A 1,016-nucleotide genomic window follows, 5' to 3' on the forward strand; every position below is an offset into this window, starting at 1 on the left:
CGAGTGAGATTGCGGAGCTGCTGCCGCATAGGTGGCAACCGGTTTAGTGACGCAAGACGGGATGCCCGGACGCATACGATCAATCGATCACAGTGAAATGGCCAACTTCTGATCCTGAAGGATGCGCCCGCTTTGTCCGTGGGCTCACACAATGATTCGCATCGATGCCATCTGGCTCGCCACCGAACCCATGGACATGCGTGCTGGCACTGAAACAGCGCTGGCCAGAGTGATTGGGGTGTTCGGTGCGGCGAAGCCGCACTGCGCTTATCTGTTTGCCAATCGTCGCGCTACCCGCATGAAAGTTCTGGTGCATGACCGAGTCAACGAGCATCTAAGAGGTGCTGGCAGACAAGAGTGATGCCATTGCCGAGTTGATGGCTGACCTCGTAGCCAGGTGAAAACCGCAGGAAAAGATTGACCCGGAAGACTGAAACCAGCCCAATGAGTGCAGCCCGGTCAAGTGCAGGGTTTTCGTGTGAGCCGAAACACTTGAACAACCTTGGCTTGTCTGTAGGCTACTGTTACGCCGACTTTTTTTGACGCTTCTGCTGATACATCGCCTGATCCGCGATTGTGAGAGCTTGAGAAATTCGTATCGTCTTGTTGGTTGCAGCGAGCCCATAGGAAGCCTTGACTCCCTCACTATCGAGCGCTAGTTTTATCCTCTCGCACAGTGCAAGGCCACCTTCTAGATCGCAGTTAACTCCGATAATTCCGAACTCATCACCCCCTAGCCTTGCCACAACATCTTCCGCCCTTGAGGCTTTCAACAATGCAGTTGCTGCACGTTTTATTAGTGCGTCGCCGGCAGCATGGCCGAGGCAGTCGTTAGTCTCCTTCAGCCCATCTAGGTCAACAACGATGACGACCGAGGATTGGCGATAGCGCTGGTATCGTGCCTCCTCCTTTACAAGAAGTTGATCCCATCCCGCGCGGTTATAAAGCCCCGTAAGCGCATCCGTCATTGCTTGTGCCTGATAGCGCTCAGCTCTTCGTTCTTCCTCGTCGGCTTT

2 protein-coding genes are annotated in these 1,016 nt (G+C 54.2%); one reads left to right on the plus strand and one right to left on the minus strand.

The genetic code is table 11. The features are described 5' to 3' along the window. Positions 1-151 precede the first annotated feature (151 nt). A complete protein-coding gene (gene tnpB, locus GHO41_RS29335; protein ID WP_153330793.1) occupies positions 152-361 on the plus strand; it encodes an IS66 family insertion sequence element accessory protein TnpB in 210 nt (69 codons plus the stop codon). A gap of 163 nt (positions 362-524) precedes the next feature. Here the strand turns inward: tnpB and GHO41_RS29340 are convergent. Continuing rightward, positions 525-1,016 (minus strand): GGDEF domain-containing protein (locus tag GHO41_RS29340; RefSeq protein ID WP_153435351.1); only part of this gene is annotated, 492 nt, incomplete at its 5' end.

The organism is Pseudomonas sp. FSL R10-0399, from assembly GCF_009600165.1.
Classification (GTDB): domain Bacteria; phylum Pseudomonadota; class Gammaproteobacteria; order Pseudomonadales; family Pseudomonadaceae; genus Aquipseudomonas; species Aquipseudomonas helleri.

Bases quoted from the DNA above. Each gene is read 5' to 3' on its own strand.
- tnpB (WP_153330793.1), top strand. From the start codon at position 152: ATGATTCGCATCGATGCCATCTGGCTCGCCACCGAACCCATGGACATG.